Origin of the sequence: Sediminibacter sp. Hel_I_10, from assembly GCF_000688335.1 — a bacterium.
Taxonomy (GTDB): Bacteria; Bacteroidota; Bacteroidia; order Flavobacteriales; family Flavobacteriaceae; genus Psychroserpens.
This window is the reverse complement of the sequence record NZ_JHZX01000001.1, coordinates 3276712-3296447: the sequence shown is the minus strand read 5'-3', so window position 1 is coordinate 3296447 and position 19736 is coordinate 3276712. Positions and strand designations below refer to the sequence as shown.

Annotated in this window: 24 protein-coding genes; 15 read left to right on the top strand and 9 right to left on the bottom strand. The window is 34.5% G+C overall.

The window, feature by feature from the left end; genetic code table 11:
- The first annotated feature begins 114 nt into the window (after positions 1-114).
- The 6 genes from P176_RS0114795 (at position 115) to P176_RS0114770 (ending at position 5306) form a co-directional block, all read left to right on the top strand.
- Positions 115-561 carry a DUF4870 domain-containing protein gene (locus tag P176_RS0114795; protein WP_026755437.1) on the top strand — a complete coding sequence of 149 codons (447 nt, stop codon included), beginning with the start codon at positions 115-117 and terminating at the stop codon, positions 559-561.
- Positions 562-566: 5 nt separating this feature from the next.
- A complete protein-coding gene (locus P176_RS0114790) occupies positions 567-1115 on the top strand; it encodes a hypothetical protein (protein ID WP_026755436.1) in 549 nt (182 codons plus the stop codon).
- Between the two features lie 185 nt (positions 1116-1300).
- The gene (locus P176_RS0114785; protein ID WP_026755435.1) at positions 1301-1636 is read left to right on the top strand and encodes a PadR family transcriptional regulator; all 336 of its coding nucleotides are present in this window, start codon (positions 1301-1303) and stop codon (positions 1634-1636) included.
- A gap of 10 nt (positions 1637-1646) precedes the next feature.
- Positions 1647-3515, top strand: coding sequence for a PspC domain-containing protein (locus tag P176_RS0114780; protein ID WP_026755434.1), 1869 nt, complete (start codon positions 1647-1649; stop codon positions 3513-3515).
- Between the two features lie 119 nt (positions 3516-3634).
- A complete protein-coding gene (locus tag P176_RS0114775; RefSeq protein WP_026755433.1) occupies positions 3635-4363 on the top strand; it encodes a head GIN domain-containing protein in 729 nt (242 codons plus the stop codon).
- A 109-nt stretch (positions 4364-4472) separates the two neighbouring features.
- On the top strand, positions 4473-5306 hold the full coding sequence (locus P176_RS0114770) for a GIN domain-containing protein (RefSeq protein ID WP_081820727.1): 834 nt from the start codon (positions 4473-4475) through the stop codon (positions 5304-5306).
- A 138-nt stretch (positions 5307-5444) separates the two neighbouring features.
- Here the strand turns inward: P176_RS0114770 and trxB are convergent, their stop codons facing one another.
- Complete coding sequence (trxB, locus tag P176_RS0114765; protein ID WP_026755431.1) at positions 5445-6422, bottom strand: thioredoxin-disulfide reductase; 978 nt, start codon at positions 6420-6422, stop codon at positions 5445-5447.
- Between the two features lie 218 nt (positions 6423-6640).
- Between trxB and P176_RS0114760 the strand changes: the two genes are divergently transcribed.
- On the top strand, positions 6641-7024 hold the full coding sequence (locus P176_RS0114760) for an arsenate reductase family protein (protein ID WP_156033103.1): 384 nt from the start codon (positions 6641-6643) through the stop codon (positions 7022-7024).
- Positions 7025-7116: 92 nt separating this feature from the next.
- Positions 7117-8154, top strand: coding sequence for an AraC family transcriptional regulator (locus P176_RS0114755; RefSeq protein ID WP_026755429.1), 1038 nt, complete (start codon positions 7117-7119; stop codon positions 8152-8154).
- Positions 8155-8890: 736 nt separating this feature from the next.
- On the opposite strand, the gene P176_RS0114750 is transcribed toward P176_RS0114755, so the two are convergent.
- The 5 genes from P176_RS0114750 to P176_RS0114730 all read right to left on the bottom strand — a co-directional run bounded on the left by P176_RS0114750 (position 8891) and on the right by P176_RS0114730 (position 11591).
- The gene (locus tag P176_RS0114750; RefSeq protein WP_026755428.1) at positions 8891-9592 is read right to left on the bottom strand and encodes an SOS response-associated peptidase family protein; all 702 of its coding nucleotides are present in this window, start codon (positions 9590-9592) and stop codon (positions 8891-8893) included.
- A 226-nt stretch (positions 9593-9818) separates the two neighbouring features.
- A complete protein-coding gene (locus P176_RS20605; RefSeq protein WP_197022175.1) occupies positions 9819-9959 on the bottom strand; it encodes a hypothetical protein in 141 nt (46 codons plus the stop codon).
- A 30-nt stretch (positions 9960-9989) separates the two neighbouring features.
- Positions 9990-10148: a DUF1328 family protein gene (locus P176_RS20290; RefSeq protein WP_026755427.1), complete on the bottom strand. Its 159-nt coding sequence runs from the start codon at positions 10146-10148 to the stop codon at positions 9990-9992.
- 195 nt (positions 10149-10343) lie between these two features.
- Complete coding sequence (locus tag P176_RS0114735) at positions 10344-10793, bottom strand: PA2169 family four-helix-bundle protein (RefSeq protein ID WP_026755426.1); 450 nt, start codon at positions 10791-10793, stop codon at positions 10344-10346.
- 363 nt (positions 10794-11156) lie between these two features.
- The gene (locus P176_RS0114730; RefSeq protein WP_026755425.1) at positions 11157-11591 is read right to left on the bottom strand and encodes a hemerythrin domain-containing protein; all 435 of its coding nucleotides are present in this window, start codon (positions 11589-11591) and stop codon (positions 11157-11159) included.
- A 427-nt stretch (positions 11592-12018) separates the two neighbouring features.
- On the opposite strand from P176_RS0114730, the gene P176_RS0114725 reads away from it, so the two are divergent.
- Positions 12019-13062 carry an AraC family transcriptional regulator gene (locus tag P176_RS0114725; protein ID WP_026755424.1) on the top strand — a complete coding sequence of 348 codons (1044 nt, stop codon included), beginning with the start codon at positions 12019-12021 and terminating at the stop codon, positions 13060-13062.
- A 32-nt stretch (positions 13063-13094) separates the two neighbouring features.
- Here P176_RS0114725 and P176_RS0114720 read toward each other — a convergent pair whose 3' ends face one another.
- From P176_RS0114720 to P176_RS19575, 3 genes are read right to left on the bottom strand one after another with little or no spacing between them, the layout of a single operon-like run.
- The gene (locus P176_RS0114720) at positions 13095-13289 is read right to left on the bottom strand and encodes a hypothetical protein (RefSeq protein ID WP_026755423.1); all 195 of its coding nucleotides are present in this window, start codon (positions 13287-13289) and stop codon (positions 13095-13097) included.
- A 2-nt stretch (positions 13290-13291) separates the two neighbouring features.
- Positions 13292-13642, bottom strand: coding sequence for a phage holin family protein (locus P176_RS0114715; protein WP_026755422.1), 351 nt, complete (start codon positions 13640-13642; stop codon positions 13292-13294).
- Positions 13639-14001, bottom strand: coding sequence for a YtxH domain-containing protein (locus tag P176_RS19575; RefSeq protein ID WP_037348968.1), 363 nt, complete (start codon positions 13999-14001; stop codon positions 13639-13641). Before P176_RS19575 ends, P176_RS0114715 begins: the two co-directional genes overlap by 4 nt.
- A gap of 180 nt (positions 14002-14181) precedes the next feature.
- On the opposite strand from P176_RS19575, the gene P176_RS0114705 reads away from it, so the two are divergent.
- From P176_RS0114705 to P176_RS0114680, 6 genes are all read left to right on the top strand, one after another.
- Positions 14182-15543, top strand: a complete 1362-nt coding sequence (locus tag P176_RS0114705; RefSeq protein WP_026755421.1) for an NAD-dependent succinate-semialdehyde dehydrogenase — start codon at positions 14182-14184, stop codon at positions 15541-15543.
- A gap of 19 nt (positions 15544-15562) precedes the next feature.
- On the top strand, positions 15563-15715 hold the full coding sequence (locus tag P176_RS20600) for a hypothetical protein (RefSeq protein ID WP_197022174.1): 153 nt from the start codon (positions 15563-15565) through the stop codon (positions 15713-15715).
- A gap of 356 nt (positions 15716-16071) precedes the next feature.
- The gene (locus P176_RS0114695) at positions 16072-17013 is read left to right on the top strand and encodes a S9 family peptidase (RefSeq protein WP_037348965.1); all 942 of its coding nucleotides are present in this window, start codon (positions 16072-16074) and stop codon (positions 17011-17013) included.
- 295 nt (positions 17014-17308) lie between these two features.
- Positions 17309-18169 (top strand): SPFH domain-containing protein, encoded by an 861-nt coding sequence (locus P176_RS0114690; RefSeq protein ID WP_026755419.1) that lies wholly within the window; start codon positions 17309-17311, stop codon positions 18167-18169.
- 9 nt (positions 18170-18178) lie between these two features.
- The gene (locus P176_RS0114685; protein WP_026755418.1) at positions 18179-18358 is read left to right on the top strand and encodes an Arc family DNA-binding protein; all 180 of its coding nucleotides are present in this window, start codon (positions 18179-18181) and stop codon (positions 18356-18358) included.
- A gap of 56 nt (positions 18359-18414) precedes the next feature.
- A complete protein-coding gene (locus P176_RS0114680; RefSeq protein WP_026755417.1) occupies positions 18415-19725 on the top strand; it encodes a DUF819 domain-containing protein in 1311 nt (436 codons plus the stop codon).
- Positions 19726-19736: the final 11 nt, after the last annotated feature.

Genomic DNA, 19736 nt, shown 5'->3' with positions numbered 1-19736 from the left:
AAATTATTGGATCCTCAATTTGTTAACAAATTGTTAATTTTTAGTACTATGTGTAACATAATACCTTTTTTTAGACATATATTTGTATAAGAAAATACTATATCCTTTTTAATCATGATAACCAACCATCAAAAAAATATTGCCACTTTTATTCACCTGTCTACCTTTTCAAGGTTTCTAGTACCTTTAGGAAATTTTATTGGGCCTATTATTTTATGGACCACAAATAAGGAGAAATCTGAATTTATAGACCAACATGGAAAGCAAGCCATTAATTTTCAAATTAGTATTTTGCTCTACACGCTCATTATTGGCATGCTGACCATTCCATTTTTTATTTTCAAATTAGCAAGTGGTCTCGATTTTATAGATTGGAACGGGTTTCATGATTTTCATTTAAATATTGGAAAGCCTTCCCCCCTACTTTATATCACAGGAGGACTAGGGTTTTTAGCTGTAGTAGGCTTTATTCTTGAACTCATATTTATAGTCATTGCGAGCTTAAAAGCTAGAGATGGTGAATTGTATCAATACCCTTTGACCATCAATTTTTTAAAATAAAGCTCATGAATCAAACAACCATGTCAATTTCAGTAAAATATGTTGCCTACTGTTTGCTTGCTGTATTTATTACTTTTTTCCTACATGAGGCTGCACATTTTATTACGGGAAATAGTCTAGGCTACAGTATGTCGATGACCCTAAATTCTGCTGGTTTATTAGATGGTCAAGTTTATCAACAAGAATGGCATCAGCAAACCGTAAGTATTGCTGGCCCAATATTTACAATTATTCAAGCGATTGTGTTGTTCAGTATTTTGACGATAAAAAACTTAAAAACTTGGTACCCCTATATTTTTACAGCCGCTCTAATGAGAACTATGGCCAGCGTAATAAGCTATTTAACATTAGCCAACGATGAAGCAAGAGTTAGCCAATGGTTAAATATTGGAAAAATGACGCTCCCAATACTTGTAAGTGTCTTTTTAATTTTTCTTGTAATTAAAGTCACGCTAATCTATAATATATCTTGGAAATTTAACACAGCCACTTTTTTTATAATCAGTTTGGGCATTAGCCTTTTGGTATATACTAATCAACTTATTTTCAAATAAATAATTCGTCATAACTTTTAAATAATATCATCAATCAAAAAGCGAATAGAATCATAAATCGTAAAAAAATCATCCGCGGCTAAATGCTTAATTTATTAGCACAAAATTTTAACAGTATCTCATCAGTCTGTTATAAACAAAGCCGTCGATTGATTATACTCGATTTAAAAAATCAAAATGAACACATGAAAATAGAAAACACAAAAGCGCAGATGCGTAAGGGCGTTTTGGAATATTGCATCCTCTCCGTGCTTAGAGATGAAGATGCCTATGTTGCAGAAATCCTTGAAACGCTTAAAGATGCCAAGATGCTCGTAGTAGAGGGTACCATTTATCCGCTATTAACACGACTAAAAAACGCAGGTTTACTCAACTACCGTTGGGAAGAATCCACATCTGGTCCACCACGAAAATATTATGGCCTTACAGAAACAGGGCAATTATTTCTAAAAGAATTGAATACTACCTGGACCGAACTACAAAACGCAGTCAATCTCGTCACCAGACCTAAAAAACAATAAATCCAAACCAATGAATAAGACAGTCAACATAAATTTAGCAGGAATGTTCTTCCATATAGATGAAGACGCATACCTCAAATTACAGCGCTATCTTGAAGCTATAAGACGTTCATTTACAGATTCTCAAGGACGTTCTGAAATCATAGCAGATATTGAGGCTCGTATCGCCGAGCTCTTTAATGAGCGCGTGCAAAACGAAAGACAAGTAATTGGTGTTAAGGAAGTAGATGCCATTATTACCATCATGGGACAACCAGAGGACTATTTGGTTGATGATGATATATTTGAAGATGAACCAACTTATGCACATCACAAGTCATCGTCTTCCAAGAGCACATCGACCTCATCCAAACGTCTCTTTAGAGATACAGAAAACTCCTATGTAGGTGGCGTGTCTTCTGGTCTAGGTCATTACTTTGGAATTGAACCGGTTTGGATCCGTTTGATATGGATTTTACTCATTTTTGGTGCAGGTACTGGAGTATTGCTTTATATATTACTTTGGATTCTTGTCCCAGAGGCTAAAACCACGTCTGAAATATTAATGATGAAAGGTGAGCCTATTAATATCAGTAACATTGAAAAGAAAATCAAGGATGGCTTTGGTAGTGTTTCCGATCATGTAAAAAAAAACGTTGATTTAAAAAAGCATGGTGACAAAATCAAAGAAGGGTTTGAGCATGTTAGCGATAGCATTTCCGAAGGTGTAAAACGTGCCGATTTTAATAAACAAGGGCAACGCATCAAGTCTACGTCAACTAACTTTTTTGAAACTCTGGGGAACATCATCTTATTTTTCTTTAAGATTTTTGCTAAGTTTTTTGGTATTGCGCTCATCATTTTTGGTGCCGTACTGCTATTAGGTTTGATCATTAGTTTATTTTCATTAGGGAGCTCCTCGTATTTCCACCCTTGGTGGATGGACTACCCTGATGCGCTTAACACCACAGGAATGCCAATTTGGTTAGGTGGGCTCATTCTATTTACCTTTTTCGGAATTCCTATTTTCTTTATTGCGTATCTCGGACTTAAGATTTTAATCACCAACTTAAAATCCATAGGCAAAGTTGCAAAATTCACGCTCTTAGGATTATGGCTTTTTGCATTGTTCGCTATCATTTTTATTGGTGCTAAGCAAGCCTCATTTTTTGCCCTAGAAAATTCTGTTGCTATAGATGAACGTTTGGATATTACCACAAAAGATACCTTATCTATTAAGATGTCCAGTTTTGAAATGAACCGAATGAGCAGCTCAGATTATCGCAATCGTGCGTTTGAAATTACTTACGATCAAAACGACGATAAGGTGATTTACTCTAGAAACGTACATATTACTATAAAATCTACAAAAGATTCAACAGCAACCATTAAAGTAATCAAAGAAGCTAAAGGAAGAGACTTTATTGAGGCCAGACAGTCTGCAGAACTTATTCAATATAAGTATGAGTTAAAAAATAATCAGTTGCTATTAGACAACTTTTGGCTTACTGATTATGACAACAAATACTTAGATCAATATGTAAATGTGATTGTGTATTTACCAGAAGGCAAGGTGTTTAAAATGAATGACAACACGCGCTCTTATCTAAGTCACCACAATTCTAACGGCAGTATCATTAACTTCGGAAAAGTTGGCAACTTACTAAAAGTTCTTGAAGATGATATTGAATGCTTCGATTGCGATCTGGAAGATGATTTCAAAATCAACGTTGATATAGAGGATGAAGATGGTAGCATTAAAATAGACAGCACTGGTATAGAAGCTCGAGCTAAGGACAGCTCTGTTAAAGTAGATAGCCAAGGGGTAAAGGCAAAGTCAGAATCGGTTAGAGTAAATATCGATAGTAACGGCATAGAAATTACTACCGACGATGACTAACAATTCATCAATATAAAATGACGGCTCAGCTCTTCTAAATTGATAATCTCTAAAAATTACAGAATATTTGAGCCGTTATTATATCACTAATCACATCATCAATCAAAAAACGAACAATCATGACTACTATTGCTAAATTCACCATCACTTTAATTTTAAGCCTTCTATTGGTCTCTTGTAATTTCGATGCTAATTGGAACACAGGCACCAAAGGCAATGGAGAGGTGACCTCCGTTGAAAGACCCTCAACGCAAATTTTCAATAAAATAGAAGCTAGCCGAGGTCTAGATGTTTACATCACCCAAAATGATGTCGCCTCTATTAGGGTTGAGGCAGATCAAAATCTTCAAGATCTCATAACTACAACTATTGAAAACGGTGTTTTAATTATAACTACCAAAGAAAATATTGGTTCTGCAACATCTAAAAAAGTATTTGTAAACGTTAAAGAGCTTGAAGAAATTTCTGCTAGCAGCGGAAGTTATATTTACGGAAACAATACAATTACTTCAAAAAGCCTAAAGTTAAATTCAGCCAGCGGCGCAGATATTGAATTGGAGCTAGATGTCACACATTTATCTTGCTATGCCTCTAGTGGGAGTGATTTAAAGGTTTCTGGAAAAGCCAACGAGTTTATAGCAAAAGCAGCAAGCGGAAGTGACATCATTGCTGGTGATCTATTGAGCAATACCTGTAATGCCAGTGCTTCTAGCGGTGCAGACGTCACAGTCAATACAATCAAAAAATTAACTGTAACTGCAAATAGTGGTGGCGATATTACCTACCATGGCAATCCAGAATTGTTAGAAAAAAACGGCGTTACCTCAGGCACGGTTCGTAGAGAATAAGCCGTACTTTAGCTGCCGTAAAACCTATAGATTTAAGGCCATTTCAATTGCAAAACGCTTTTGGGATGGTTTTTGTATTATATTTGTTTTAATAACTTAACCCAACATTATGAGAAAAACCTATGTTTTCCTTATCATCGTTCTACTGTCTTCTTATAATTCTATAGCCCAAGAATTAGAGAAAGTAAAGGGTGACCGTAACCTTACCATCAGGCAAACTCCTGTGGATGAATTTTCTAAGCTTGTCGTTGGAGAAGAATTTGAAATGGAACTCTTTTACAGCAAAACACCTTCCGTAGAAATAGAAACCGACGATAATTTACATGAATATATTGCGATAGAAGTTATTAATGGCATCTTGACATTAAAGACCACTCGAGAGCTAAGAGCAAAGGACATGAAGGTGAAGATCAACTATGGGGACACCTTTAGTGATATTGAAGTTTTTGGTGATGCAGAAATACGCTCCTTGACGTCTCTAGAGCTAAAAAACGCTAATATTAAAGCCACAGGTTCATCCCGAGCGTATCTTAATATCAAATCAGATACATTTAAATTTGTAGGTCTTGAAAAAGTGAAAGCACGTTTAAACGTGACCGCCACGTCTGCAATAATAGAAATGAGCGATAATGCTAAAGCAGACGCGTTGATCAATGCTACAGAAATCAAGGCTGATCTCTACCAACGTGCCAATGCAGATTTTGAAGGCACCGCCGTAAACCTTGCTGTAAGGGCCGATAATAATGCGCAATTCAACGGTAGAAATTTAACCGCAAAAACATGTACGGTTATTGCCGAAATAGCAAGCGATGTTTATGTAGAAGTGACAGATCAAATTACCATTGAAACCTCTGGGAGTAGCGAAATTTACCTCTACGGAAATGCTAAAATCTTGATCAATCGTTTTACAGATACCGTTAAGTTAGAAAAAAAAGAAAAATAAGTTGAGCCCGTGACAGCGGCTCCAGTTGGTTCGTCTCAGAAAATACGTATTCTGATGATCCCTTTTAAATGTAGAAACAAAAAATCCGAAGCTTAATAACTTCGGATTTTTTATATACTGATTTTATACAATGTTATATTAATACTGCGGCGTAACGAACTCAAAGTCCGCATCCTTCGCCGCCAAGTAGCGTTCAGCATCTAAAGCAGCCATACAACCTGTACCTGCAGCAGTAACTGCTTGACGATATACGTGGTCTGCGGCATCTCCACATACAAATACCCCTTCAATATCGGTTTTGGCAGTACCTGGTTTGTTAATGATATAACCCGTCTCATCCATTTTAAGATATTCCTTAAAGATGTCTGTATTTGGCTTATGACCTATCGCCACAAAAAATCCTGTAGCTGGAATTTCCCATTTCTCGTCGGTTTGATTGTTAAACACCTTCACACCGGTTACTACTTGACCATCACCAACCACTTCATCAGTTTCGGTGTTGAACAAAATTTCGATATTTTCAGTTTTCTTGACTCTGTTCACCATAATTTTTGATGCTCTAAACTCGTCACGGCGCACCAACATAGTTACTTTTTTACAAAGCTTAGAAAGGTAATGTGCTTCTTCACAGGCGCTATCTCCTGCTCCAACAATAACCACTTCTTGGTTTCTGTAGAAAAATCCGTCACAAACAGCACATGCCGAAACACCGCCACCCAATTTGAGATATTTTTGTTCAGATTCAAGACCTAAATATTTTGCAGACGCCCCTGTTGAGATAATGATGGTATCACAATGAATTTCTTTGGTTTCGTTCACCCAAACCTTATGCACATCTCCAGAAAAATCTACCTTAGTGACCCAACCATCTCGCACATCTGTTTCAAAGCGTTCGGCTTGTTTTTGAAGTTCGATCATCATTTCTGGTCCCGTGATTCCGTTTGGATATCCAGGAAAATTTTCAACTTCGTTGGTTGTGGTAAGTTGACCACCTGGCTGAGAACCTTGATATAATACGGGTTTCATGTTTGCTCTAGCAGCATATATTGCAGCAGTATAACCAGCAGGGCCAGAACCTATAATTAGACACTTAACGTGCTCGATATTATCAGACATAATTACTGTAATTTTAGAATGCAAAAGTAAGCATTTTGAGGCAAAACTCACAGTAGACTTATCAACAGCATTAAAACCATCCTCAAAATTTCAAATCCAAAGCGTTTTCAAAGCAGATAAACTTTCTGCTTTTTGAGACAAGTATTTTCAGCATTTAAATATACTTTTATACCTTTAGATAAAAACAAGCCATGTCAATCATTTCAACCCACAAAAACATGATTAAAATATATTATAGTTCGGAGTCCTCAATTGGAAAACAAACCTATGGATACGTTAACGCTTCTTTCAAAGATCTTTTAGCTATTGATGTCACCAAAAGCAATGTGACTGGAACACAATGGAAAGATCTAGCAGAGCATTTAAACATTTCTATATCTGATTTGGTGGATAAAGAGCATCCTATTTTTACCGAAAAATATGATAATACAGCCGATTTAGATGAAGATGGATGGATCAAGGTTTTAGATGCAAATCCAGAAGTGCTCAATTATCCTATTGTAATTATTGGAGATGATTATTTTCATATTAAAAATCCTTCTGATATAGAAAAACACCTCGACCCGAATAGTGAAGGTATTGACGAAAAAAAACATATTTAATTATTTTTTAGTTGGAATTTGAACAGATGCTTTTTAACATTTAAACCAAAGCATCCTTTTCGATTCGATAAGTTATTTTTAATAACCAACCCATGGTAAAATCTTTTAGCCTAAGAGATAATGAGGCTACCAATATTATTACATCCATTGCTGATGATCTCAAAATCACACCCGATATTGTTGGTCTTGACTTTTGTTTAGAGCTACCACAAAAGCTAGGTCATGGTTATTTTAGAGCTGTGAAATTTTCTCACGGTCTTTCTGTTCTAGAAGCCAATGTGAGTATGAAGACTGATTTCGAATTGAGCTTTGAAGAAATTGACACCAACCCATTGGTGATTTTATTCAATATGGCCGATCAAATCACGATCGACAGTACTAAATACAATAAAAAAAACAAAATCGCGAAACTTCATTGTACGATCTTTTCAACAGGAACCCTAAACCATCATACTTTAGGATTCTCTAAAAACCAAATGAACAATTTTTTTGCGCTTATTATAGACAGAAAATCATTTGAAACTAAGATGGATATCATCTCGAATGAACTTCCTGACATTTTTAGGAAAGTGTTTAAAGACGTAAATGGAGTGAACAGTTTTGAGCACTCCAGTTATTTTTCTTTAGAAATCGCTCAGTTTATTGAAGAATTTAGACATTGTGCGCTAGATAGTTTTATGAAACCGATGTTTTTAGAAGGTAAAGCCTATGAAATATTGACATTTCAGCTTCAGCATTTTAATAATAAGGATGATGATGATTCTCCAAAAAAATTACTTAGGAGATCAACTATAGATAAAATTGAAGCAGCAGTAGATGTTATTGATAGCGAACTTGATGTTACCATCAATGTTCACGCTCTCGCTAAACGTGTAGGTCTCAACCAGACCACTTTACAAAACGGATTTAAAAATCTGTTTCAAACTTCCGTGAATGATTATATCAAAAACAAAAGACTGGACAGAGCAAAAATATTGATGGAAACTTCTGATTTAAATATTACCGAAATCACTTATAAAATAGGTATCAATAGTAGAAGTTATTTTTCAAAATTATTTAAAGACAAATTTGGAATAGCACCTAGCGCCTATATGACGCAATATAGAGCTGCAAATTCTAAAACCGGATAGATAAGCCTGTTAGAAGTGTTATGCAAGACGCATTTTTAACCCAATATAGATATTTGCAATATTGAGGATTATAATTTATAGCCTATTTTGCTACATGTTTACGCTACACTGATGATGAATGGTTATCATTTTATTTTTTTGTAACCCATCTCTTTTTCCAGTTTGATATTCTGCAAAAATTTAAGGAAGGCGTTTTGAGTATAACTTATAAAAATTGATGATAGCAAAGAGCAATCTATTTTTAAGCATTTGCAATCTCAAATAAATGTGAAATTTAAATTTCTAACGGGGAAGAACTCTTACACTTCATATTGAAACTCGGAATCGGTGGAATGCGGTTCATAATTTTAAACAGAGGGATGTCGCTGTTAGATATTGACGCCATCTTTGAAATGAATGTGAAGCTAATCTTCGGATCTTGCACCCAGTCCAAATCAATTTATTTAAAACTCATTTAGAGGATTGCCTCATGTCATCTTGGCCATGCAAATAAAAGAATGTAAAAACTTCTGGTAAGAAAATAATTTTTCTGACGAACGTTCTGTAATAATTTAAAAATATATAGTGATGCTGAATATATCGAACATCATTTAGCGAAACACGTCACCATCAAAAACTTGGGCATAGTATCTGGTTGAAGTCCTCCTAAATTACAATTAAGATTTAAGCTACGATATTCAAAATTAAATTATAAAGAATGACAATGGCATATAAAGAACAGCTAAAACGGTTGGTTTTAAGAGTCTGTAATTAACGAAGTATAGGTAACAGGATCTAGGATGTTATCGTAGATGATATTGTTTTTGTAAAATTCTTTAGCAATGGTATGAGATTTCATATCTAAAGTATCAAAATCATCTTGACCATTACAACTCAAGGGCGTAAAATTAGGTCCTAACCAGTCTGATATATGATCGACATTCATAACCATGGGCATACTATCACTTATATTATGAATGTTTTTTATAAATGAATTTGCCTTTTTCAAAACCAAACTACATGTAACAAAACCATCATTCGTAATATTGTAAATACCAGCCAGAGCCATTACTTTTGAGGTACCAGAATAAACATAAATGGGATAAATTTCTCCATTTTGATAATACGAACCAAAAAATCCAGAGACGAGAATACAACAACGGCGTTGTCGCAATACCTTTCCATAATGATCAGTTGAGATTATAGATGCTATTTCTAAATTTAAAGTATTGCTCACCTTTTGATAGACTTGCCAATCATCATTAAAATCTTGAGGAAGTATCCCCCAAATTCCAAGGTCAACAGTTTTTGGGGCCTTATCTAGAACTATAGGTAAAATTTCTTCATCTAGACCATCTATAATTGATCGTCGTTCAAAAATATCTGGAAATTTGAAATTTAAGCCATGTGCCTCTTTTAGATCTTTAACCGTAAAGTTATTTGAGAGTTTATAATACATAGCCGGGGTTTTTTTGTAAATATGGGTATTATACCCAAAAAACCTTGTCGTTAATTAGTTTAATCATAACTCAAACCAAATTTCATCATGAATTTATAAAATTCATAATCCTATTTCAATCCTATCTATTGTTTTAAGATATCATTTGATTTTTATGCACGACATCTGTTTAATAAAAAAAGCCATTACAAATTGCAATGGCTTATTATTTATATATTATAAAAGACTAGTCTACAGCGTCTTCAACATCATCAGCTACATCTTCTACAGCGTCTTCAACATCATCATTCTCTTTTGTTTCTCTGCAGCTTGTTACAACTGTTGACATTGCAAAAACTACTAAAAATACTCTTGCTAATTTTTTCATAATTGATAGTTTAAAATTGATTAGTGATTTTTATTTAAATGCGCCTTTTAATAAAGACAAGATAAATAATACAATAAATATAAAGAAAATAACTTTAGCTATTCCGGCGGCTGCACCAGCAATTCCACCAAATCCTAAAATGGCAGCAATAATGGCTATAACAACAAATGTGATTGTCCAACGTAACATAATAATTGATTTTTAATTAATACTGGATTGATTTTCAATCAAGTACTGCAATATACTTCGGAAATAAGTAATAGATTAGCTCATTAAACTTTAACATTAACACGAACACTTATAATTTTCTTTAAATACTATTTTACAACAAAAGAAAAGGGATGCAAAAAATGCATCCCTTCTTTTTCTTCTAATGATTGCGTATTATCTCAAATCTTCTAAAGACTTGATATTTGCTAATCCAGACTCGATGGTATTCTTTTGAGAAGTTAACAAACTTTTAGTGCTGGATGGCAAACTAGATTCACCTAGCACTTCTTGATATTCATCAACAGCAGCTTTTTCCCCTCTAATAGCCTCCTCTAACATAGACTCTTCATTATCGCCACTAAACAAAGCTTTCACGTCCATCCATGTGCGATGGAGTGTCCCAGATACGCTTCCGCCTTTATCAATATTTTGACCAAAGGATTTGATTTCAGACTTTAACTCATGCCCAAAGTTATAACGCTCTTGTGCCTTTTGACTAAAATATGATTTTAATGCCGCGTGATCTACATTCTCAGCTGCATTTTTAAAACCTTTTTCTGCATCATAGGTTCTTTCTAATAACTCATTTAGTTTTTTTCCGACTTCTTCTGTGTAAGTACTCATAGTTCTTGTGTTTAAATTTATAAAGCAATGGCTTATTTATAGATGTGCATTGGAGACATCAATTTCATTACACTAAAATTAATGTATCGCTCGAGGAGTCGTTAATCCTAATACCATCAGGATTAACGCAGAAGCCATTTTAAGTGAGTTTTAACAGTTGCTAACATCATTTATGTCTTAATATAATTTTTCTGTATTGCCTTATCGTGTTCTTAAGATTTAGAACCTTCCGAAGAGAACAGCAATTCATCCATTTAGAGAAGATGCATACAATGTTCTAAAATAGAAAAACCTTCCACTGCAGTTGATATCGTCTCAAACGCAGTGGAAGGTTTTAGTAGAATAATAGAACCTATTCTTTTATTATCGGTTCTCTTTCATGTAGTCATTATAACTTTTAGACAATTCTGTCTTTTGCTTTTCTGTAAGTACTTTTCCTGAGAGCTGAAAAAATTCATGCTCTTCATCGTCAAGATGGTGCTCAACTTTATGCTTAAGATCTTTAGCAATTTTTAACCAAGCAGAAGAACTATAATCTGTTGATTCAAGCTTCTCTATTAACTCATCGATTTCATGATGCTCGGCAATACCGTGACGTGCCTTTTCTTGCATCATGTCAGAACTTATTAATGGTTTATAATAATGACGTTCTTCTGCATCGGCATGAACCTGAAGTTCTTTTTTCACCTTTTTAAATAACTCGTCTCTTCCTTTTGAGTCTCCAGACGTTGTTACTAAAATATCCAGTAGTTCTCTTTGAATGTCGTGATCTTTTCTAATAGCTTCAAAAATTGTCATAATTAAAAATTTATTTTTATATAATACTAAATTAAAAAAACCTCAGCAATTTTTAAATTACTGAGGTCTAACCAACCAATCTTCTTAAGATAAGAAGTAATTACCAATACTTAGTAATTATGTAAATTTAATGGGATTATCACCAGCAATGGTGCTTTATAAATTTTGTCCTTAACTCAATGGCATTTCAATTAAATAAGTTCGAAAATTCCACAAATAGTATAAGGTCGTCCAGAAAAATTGAGCGTCTACAACTGCATATTTAAGGTGTCCATATTTTAAATACGTGTTTTTTTGAACTTATTCTAACGTATTAATTTTCAATTTAAAGTCTTCATCCAAATGTTAAGGCAATAACATTACTTTAACGCATTTACTATATATATTAATGTATATTGATTTATAGTTAAATTTGCTGAAAAAAAATATGGTAGAAATAGAAATGCGACCTCAAGCCGCAAAATATAGTTTAGAGCAATTAAAGAAGGCTCTTGGAGGTGATATCAAGAGAGAATCTGGTCGCGACGTATTAGTTGTTGATAATGATATCGCCAAAGGAACGATAGCCCATATTTCTTTTGACTGGGGTGTTCATTTTATGGTCTTGAAAATAAAATTTTTTAAAGAAGTTACTGTAAGAACAGAATCTAATGATTTTAATCCACTAAGATTCATGTACGCCATGCACGGTAGTTTTAAGCATCGTTTCGGCGTAAATAAAGAGGAACGCGATATTGATCAATTTCATTCCTTAATTTTTACCAATAAATCTGGAGGTGAGAATTTCATACACTTTCCTTCAAACGAAGCTTTGCACGTTAGTCTTATACAAATTGAAAGACGTTCATTTCTTAAAAAACGAAATACAAATGTGTCTTCTTTAAATCAAAGACTTCATGATGTTTTTGTAGATACAGACGAAGAACACCGTTTTGCACATTATGGTAGCTTAAATCTAAAAATAAGCGATTACATTAAAAAGATTGACAAACTAAAAGGCAAAGGAATGGTTAGAGCTCTAAAAATAGAGGCTCTGGTTTATGAAATTTTGTCTTTTCATATACAACAACATAACAAATTTCAAAAAGGGGTACCATTACCTACTTCTTTATCCAGCACAGAACTAAAATTGATACGAAAATTGGGTAATGAGATTATAAAAAATCCTTCTTTTCATTATAATCTAGATGAACTGTCTTTAAAATCTGCACTATCCCAAGCCAAATTACAAGAAGGGTTTAAGTTCTTATATACTAGAACGGTTACCGAATATGTGAGACATATTAGATTAGAGAAGGCTCGAGAACTTTTAAATAAAGCTGATCTTAACATATCACAAGTAGTATATTCTATCGGGTTTACAAGCAGAAGCTATTTCTCCAAAATCTTTAAAGAGAAATATGACATATCACCTAACGAATATCGTAAAAACGTCATGAGAAATATGGAATCTGTTAATATGGTAGCTTAAAATAGACGGCAAAAAAAAAGTGAAATAATTTCTTATTTCACTAACTTTTTCAATAGAACAAATAAGCCATATTTGCCGGCAAATTTAAATCCGCTTTGTAACCAACTTATTGGTTTAAAATATCCTACATACTCATCTTTAACAACTTTTAGCTCTTCGTAAGCAATCTTACGTTCTAAATCGAGTCGTTCTAAATTATATTCTATTTCTTTAAAATTTGAGTACATAATTATGATTTGAAGAATTTTTTTGAAAGAGATTTAATCACGGCATTATCTATTTGACGCGCTAAGAAGCAAGCTATAATGGCTAAAACTAATAATATCGCACCAACAATTAGAAAACCTAAAGTTTCAGACTCTAAAGCGTTACCAATTGCCAAAGCTGCTGATACAGCCAAGAATATAATTGCCAACATAAATAAAACTCCAAATATTACAAGTTTGCTCATATAACTGAGCCCAACTGCCATTTGCTTAAATATCTTAAGTTTAAAATATTCGCGAGAAGTATCAAAATACTTCTCGCCAATATTTGCTGCCTTATCCGTTGTATCGTTTATCGATTCGAATATGCTCATACGTTTATTTTAGCAGCGTTTGAAAGATTTGAATCTTTCTGCAAATTTTTATTTTTAGCTTTTAATTCAGACAATTTGCGCTCTAAAGTTGTAATAACATCTTCTGCTTTATGACTTGCATCAGATACGATATTTTCAACTTTTTCGTCAAGTGTATGCTTCTTAGAAGACATTGTAGTTACAACGTTATCTCTTAAATGAGTCGCCTTTTCAGAAAGCATATCTTTAGTATGAGCAGCTTCATCAGCAATTCTTTGTCTTGTAGTTGTTCCTTTATCTGGAGCAAATAAAATTCCTAATGTGGCTCCAATTGCTGTTCCAGCTAATATTCCTAGTAATGCACTACTTTCTTTTCCCATGATATGTTTGTTTTTTTTGGTTTAAATTAATAATTACAAAGTACAAAAAATTAAGCAAATCCATTTGACTCATTAAATTCAATTCTTGACTTATACAAGATTACTAGAACGTTAAATATTGTTGGTATTGCGTCAATATCTTTTAGCCACTAATTTTATTTTTATTAAAAATTAAAGATCATGTCAAATACAATACAAACTGTTAATCCTTTTAATAACCAAAAACTCAAAGAATATACCTTATATAATGATAATCAATTAGAAGAAATTTTAAAATTATCTGATACCGTTTTTCAAGAATGGCAATTAAAATCAGTGAAAAGTAGAGTGAAATTATTAGATAACGTCGCTCAAATTTTAAATGATAACCTTGAGGAATATAGTCAATTAATGACATCAGAGATGGGAAAACCTATAAGTCAAAGCAGATCAGAAATAGAGAAATGTATATGGCTTTGTGATTTTTACCGTAAAAACGGAGATCGCTTTCTTTCAGACGATCTTATTGAAACTGAAGCTAAGGAAAGCTTTATAAGTTATGACCCTTTAGGTACGATTTTAGCAATTATGCCATGGAACTATCCGTTCTGGCAGGTTATGAGGTTTGCTTTACCAACATTAACTGCGGGTAACACCGCTTTACTCAAACATGCTTCTAATGTTACAGGTTGCGCATTGATAATTGAGGATATCTTCGAAAAGGCAGGATATCCTAAAGGCGCTTTTCAAACCCTACTTACAGATCATAACAAGATCGAAGCAATGATTGGTGATGATCGAATTAAAGCGGTCTCTTTAACCGGTAGCGAGAAAGCAGGGAGAAAAATTGCCGAAGTGGCTGGTAAACATTTAAAGAAAGCAGTGCTTGAACTTGGGGGAAACAATGCCTGTGTTGTTTTAGCAGATGCTGATCTTGACACCTATTTAGAAGTTATGGTTAATGCTAGGATGCAAAACACTGGGCAAAGTTGTATAGCCGCAAAACGATTTATTGTTGAAGAAAAAATATATGACAAATTTCTTAAGCGCTTTACCAAAATGGTAAAAGATTTGAAAGAAGGAGATCCTTCAAAAGATAGTACAAAAATGGCAGTTTTAGCGCGTCCAGATTTAGCCGAAACATTAAAAGAACAAGTTGAAGCTAGTCTTAAGCAAGGTGCTAAGGTACATTATGGCAATAAACAAGACAAGGCGTATTACGAGCCAACAATTATTACAGACGTTACTCCTGGCATGCCCATTTTTGATGAGGAAACTTTTGGACCAGTTGCGGCCATAATAAAAGTGAAAAACAAGAAAGAAGCGTATCAAATGCTTTCAAATACAAGATTTGGATTAGGAACCATGCTTTTTTCAGAAGATACCGAAGATGCTAAAAAACATATTGCCCATGTGGGAGATGGTGCTTTTTTTATAAACGAAATGGTAAAATCAGATCCGCGATTACCGTTTGGTGGCACTAGAGCTTCTGGCTACGGAAGAGAACTTTCAAAAGAAGGCATCATGGAATTTGTCAACAAAAAAACTGTTTTTATTAAATAACCAATTAAAAAATAAGAAAATGAAATTTGTAAAAGATGAAGATGAAAATCGAAACGATTATATTCTACAAAAAGATGAAACAACTAAGAAGACCTCTGTTTTTGTAATCGTGATGGTCGTATTGTTAATTGTAGGGGTAATAGCCTCTGGCATTTACTTTGCAACACGATAAATCTTAAATTCAATAGTTTATACAAAACAGAAAGCCAAGGTCCCTCAACCTCGGCTTTCGTCATTTGCTTTAATTTTTCTGGTAGATTTAGGGTCTCTAAGTCTTCACAGTTGCAAATATTAATTAATTAATCCATTGAACTAAAAACTACATTTCTAGTACACTTCAAAGATAGTAGTGTTTTTGAATATACAAGTTAAAATACATTATTAATCGATGAAATACGTATTATTTTAACATTTTAAGACCAAATATTGTATTTTACCGATATAATGCATTGAAACAAGAGACCTAATCGCGCCTAAATTCAGTTCATTAATAACCATATATTGCTTAACTTTAATAAACCATATCACATGAAATATATATTCCAATTCATTAGCATTAGTTTTTTTAGTCTAATTAGTCTTTCCCTTTACAGTCAAGATAGCACGCTCGTTTCCGAAGATATTGCCATTAATAAAATGATAGATGGTACGCTACTTCAACCTAAAGAGACTAAAAAGCGGCCTTTGGCCATCATCATTGCAGGTTCTGGCCCCACAGACCGTAACGGCAATCAAAATCTGCTTCAAAATAATTCTTTAAAAAAGTTAGCGACAGGATTGGCAAAAAATGACATTGCCACTTTTAGATATGATAAACGTGTTGTGAAGCAAATCAAAATGAAAAAGATTGATCCCAATACAACCTTTGATGATTTCGTAATTGATGCAAAAGCAGTCCTAGACTATTTTATTGCGGAAGGAACGTACTCAAAAATATATGTTGTTGGACATAGCCAAGGAAGCTTGGTAGGTATGCTAGCCGCTAAAGATAAAGCCGACGGTTTTATTTCGTTAGCAGGTGCAGGACGAACCATTGATGAGATTGTTGTTAATCAAATAGGCGCGATGGATCCATCTCTTATAGAAGGCACAAAAAAGGCTTTTGAGAGTTTAAAGGCCGGCAAAACCACTAGTGACTATCCCGTGGCCTTGGGATCTATCTTTAGAGCCGATGTGCAACCTTTTATGATCAATTGGATGAAGTATAACCCTGCTGAAATTTTACCCACATTAGAAATGCCTCAACTTATAGTCAACGGCACCAAAGATCTTCAAGTCTCTCAAGCCGAAGCACAGTTACTTAAAGATGCTTCAGAAACGGCAGAACTTGAAATCATCAAAGACATGAATCACGTGCTGTTTACCATTGAAGGCGACACTTTAGAAAATTCAAAGTCTTATAATGAATCTTCTAGACCTGTTTCTGAAGAACTTATAATGATTGTCTCTAATTTTATTCTGAAACATTAAAACAACAGGAGCTATTTCAGCTTGAGAACTTCAACCTCAAGTAAAATTCATTTCTATCGTTTATAAAATCAAAAAAGCGCCTCAAATATGAGGCGCTTTTTTACTAACTAACCAACCAAATGTGAAATGCTACTCCGTTATACGAGGTAATCACTCCTCTGCTAACATCATCGTAAACATTTACAATACACATTAAGCAAAGGCCATGCCAAAATTGATTTTGATGATAAAAATTTTTTATATATCTTTATGATATGAAATTAATATCATATTGAAAACTTAACACACCAAACCAATGAAATCAGAAAAAATCATTACCCCAACCAACGGCTACTTAATGCTCCTCTTGTTTATTTTGCTATTTTTTGGTAGCATTATAGCTATCATTACATTTAAACATGCCATTTACGGTCTAGCAACCGTCTTTTCTTTATTTATTGCACCTGGTTTTGTAATGGTACAACCCAATGGATCGAGAGTATTACTGCTCTTTGGCAAATACATTGGAACCATCAAAGAAAACGGGTTCTACTGGGTTAATCCCTTTTTTACTAAAAAGAAAATTTCGCTTAGAGCAAGTAATTTTGACAGTGAGCGTCTTAAAGTAAACGATAAGTTAGGAAACCCTATAATGATTAGCACCATCTTGGTTTGGCGGGTCAAGAACACATATAAAGCTGCTTTTGATGTCGATAATTATGAAAACTTTGTAAGGGTTCAAACCGATGCTGCAGTTAGAAAGTTAGCAAGCATGTATCCTTATGATAATTTTGCCGATGAGGGCGTCGATGAAGACATTACCCTTCGATCTAGTGTCAACGAAGTAAGCGAAGCTCTAGAAAAAGAAATTGATGAACGTCTAACCACGGCAGGTATTGAAGTTCTTGAAGCCAGAATTGGTTATCTTGCATATGCTAATGAAATCGCTAATGCCATGCTTAAAAGACAACAAGCTACTGCAATAGTTGCTGCCCGACATAAAATTGTGGAAGGCGCCGTAAGCATGGTTGAAATGGCATTAGAAGAACTCGGAAAAAGACACATTGTTGAGTTAGACGACGAGCGCAAGGCAGCTATGGTAAGCAACCTTATGGTCATTCTTTGTGGAGATAAAGACGCCTCGCCCGTTTTAAACACAGGTACATTAAGTCACTAATAAAACAACATGGCAAAAAAGAAAGCATTTGCATTGCGTGTTAATGAAGACATGCTAAAAGCGATTGAAAAATGGGCAGCCGATGAATTCCGGAGCACCAACGGTCAAATCGAATGGATGCTCATGCAGTCTCTTAAAGAACAAAAACGTGAGCCTAAATCTAAAGCTTCCGATAAAAGCGACTCTTAACGAGTCGCTTTTTTTATGCACTTAAATTTGGTATTTTGCACATCTAAAGTTTTACCATGGACACTACTCCTTTTTTTACAGATGACACCATTGTTTTTGGACTCCTAATGCTCTCGTTAGGATTTGTTTTTTTAACAGAGTCCATAAAGACTGGATTTTGGCCTAAATTTTATAAGATTGTTCCAGGACTCTTCATGGCCTATATGATTCCTGCCGTTTTAACAACTACCGGTCTTATTGCTCCAGAATGGATTACAGTTACCGAAGATGGCTCCTCAGTTGAAAACAGCACTAGCCTCTATTATATGGCAAGCCGCTATCTCCTACCCGCCGCCCTCGTGCTCATGACACTGAGTATTGATCTTAAAGCGGTTTTTAATTTAGGGTGGAAGGCCTTAATCATGTTTTTTACTGGAACTATTGGGATAGTAATTGGAGGACCAATTGCCATATTGCTCATTTCTTTCTTTTCACCATCTACTGTTGGCGGTATTGGTCCAGATGCTGTTTGGAGAGGACTATCTACTTTGGCAGGGAGTTGGATTGGTGGTGGCGCTAATCAAACAGCCATGTTAGAGATTTATGAATACAATCCTGCAAAATATGGCGGTATGGTTTTTGTAGATATTGTGGTCGCTAATATTTGGATGGCCATTATTCTTATTGGTATAGGCAAACGTGACCGAATCAATAAGTGGCTAAAAGCAGATACAACATCCATTGAGCAGTTAAAGGAAAAAGTATCTGCCTTTTCAGAAAAAGCAAAAAGAAATCCTTCTTTAGCAGACATCATGATCATTGGTGCTATTGCTTTTGGTACAGTAAGCCTTGCGCATTGGGCCTCTAACGGTTTAGCGCCTTATTTTAATGGTATTGTTAAAGGTATAGAAGACCAAACCACCCGTAATGTTTTTACGTTTTTAGATTCTAAATTCTTTTGGATGATCAGTATCTCTACATTGGTGGCCGTACTGTTATCATTTACAAAGGCGAAGTCTTTTGAAGGCGCTGGAGCCAGTAAGTTTGGTAGTGTTTTTATATACATTTTGGTGGCTACCATAGGAATGAAAATGGATCTTACACTCATCTTTGACAATAAGGGTCTCATTTTTATTGGTGTGGTCTGGATGACTATTCACGCCTTATTACTTATTGGCGTTGCAAAACTTATTAGAGCACCCTATTTCTTTCTTGCTGTGGGCAGTCAAGCTAATGTTGGTGGAGCAGCTTCTGCACCAATCGTGGCCTCAGCATTTCATCCATCACTAGCCACTGTTGGGGTACTATTGGCTGTTTTTGGATATGCCATAGGAACGGTCGCTGCTATTGGTTGTACTATTTTAATGGAATTGGCTGCCGTTAGTTAGAATTTCAATTT